Consider the following 1740-nt stretch of genomic DNA (forward strand, 5'->3'; position numbering starts at 1 on the left):
CACTTGTTCTCGGTGGGCGTCGCCCTCAGACAGATGCTGAAGAGAAAACAGTACTTTCCTTTAAAACCCCGGATGCCTGGCGTGGAAGTGATCCCGCCATCCATCCTGAATACCAGGGAGTTACTTTTGATCGTAGTGATCGGGAGGCACGGCTATTAGGCGCAGGCGACTCACTAGTGGATACAGCCTTGGCACAGGCACTCCTGCGGGATGTTGTTGTAGCTGCCGTTCCTAGGGAAATTCTTCCAGAGTCCCTTATCGTTTTTCGGATCTATAGTCGCGAGAGCATTGAAGTGGGTGGTCCACAACCGGTGACTGTTGGCGTCGTGCTTGGAGCAGAGTCTGTTATTATTACTGATAGCACACTCCTCAAGCGTCTTAATGAGCTCCCCTTGCGCCGTATTTCTCTATCACGTCCTAGTGAGGCTCCGACAGCTAGTGCATGGGAGATCGTGCAACAAGCGGAAATGTTTCTCCAGAAGCAGGTTTCAGAACATCTCTTCCAACATAGATTCCGTTATCCGGCAGTTGGGTTAATAGCAGCCCTGATCCCAACTTCGTGATTCGGGTAGGGTTCATACCCATGAGCGTGTTCAGGTTGGAGAAAGCTTTATGCGTAGGCTATGTTGCTTGTGACGATTCCCGCATTGGCGTTGATCCCCGAGAGGATACCGACGATCAGCTCGGCGTCTTTACCCTTGAAGATACCATCTAGGCCCATCGGACTGAAGTTGGTGAAGGGTTGCTCGTAGAGGAGTCCGGGGTCCATCACGCCGTTTGCGGTGAGGTAGTCGATGATCTGGTTGACGAAACCGATCTGTGCTGTCGTGTAGTTGGTGCCTTCCAAGAACTGCCCGAAGGCTTTCTTGGCGGCTTCGCGATCTAAGCCGACCAGCTTACGCAGGAAGGAGCCCAGGCTCGGCTGAGGTCCAAAGACAGAGGCGTAAAGCTTCTCGGCACCCTCGCCCGCGATCTCCTGGAAAAGGTGCTCCATGATCTTCAGATCGGCTCGATCCAGTGGCAGGTTCTCTCTAGCCTTCTTGACGACTGGATGATCCAAGTGCTCCTTGATGTACTGCTCCACCTTCTTCTTGTAGGCGGCGGCATCGATACTGGCGGCGAGCATCGGGAGTTCGATCTCCTGAGCCGATCCCATCTCATCCTCGAAATCAGTGTAGACGACGTTGCGGCTGCTGCGGTCAATGAACTTGACCAAGTCGCGGAGTTTCTTGCGGACGTTCTCCAGTAGGACAACGGTAACCCCCTTCCAGAACGCGTCTTCTTGAAGCTCCTGGATGAGTTCCATTTGCGCAGCCACTGCTGGGACGTTGGCTTTCTCTTCCAGCAGCCCCGCGATCTCGCGCACTTGCTTTTGTGGCTTCAGACTCGCTTTGGAGGGAGTGAGTACGCCAAGTTGAAGCCCCAGCAGGAGCAGGTCGAACTGGCGGGCGGTGATGTCCTCGGGGTCTAGCTCCGTGGGAAGTCCTGCCAGGTTCTCCGCGACTTCCTGAGCTGTCTCAGGGGGTAGTTCGTCCCAGGCGGCACGTTCCACAAAGCGCTCGACAATCCCGCGCTTGGGGCGAACCAGGAAGTTGGCGACGTTCATTGCCGAGACTTCGGTGTGGAGCTGATCGGCAAGCTCGACATCCAGGGTGCCATACTCCCGTCCTCGCTCGATGACTTGCCCGACTGTCAGTGGCTTTGCCCGCAAACCCTGGAGTAGCTCCAGGCGCTTTTTGA

Annotated in this window: 2 protein-coding genes; one reads left to right on the forward strand and one right to left on the reverse strand. The window is 55.5% G+C overall.

The features are described 5' to 3' along the window. A partial coding sequence (locus tag ACH2EH_RS09980; RefSeq protein ID WP_395141261.1) for a hypothetical protein occupies positions 1-563 on the forward strand: 563 nt, incomplete at its 5' end. 47 nt (positions 564-610) lie between these two features. Here ACH2EH_RS09980 and ACH2EH_RS09985 read toward each other — a convergent pair. Then, the coding region (locus ACH2EH_RS09985; RefSeq protein ID WP_395141263.1) for a type I restriction-modification enzyme R subunit C-terminal domain-containing protein at positions 611-1740 on the reverse strand (1130 nt) is incomplete at its 5' end.

The organism is Armatimonas sp., from assembly GCF_043760365.1.
Lineage (GTDB): Bacteria > Armatimonadota > Armatimonadia > Armatimonadales > Armatimonadaceae > Armatimonas.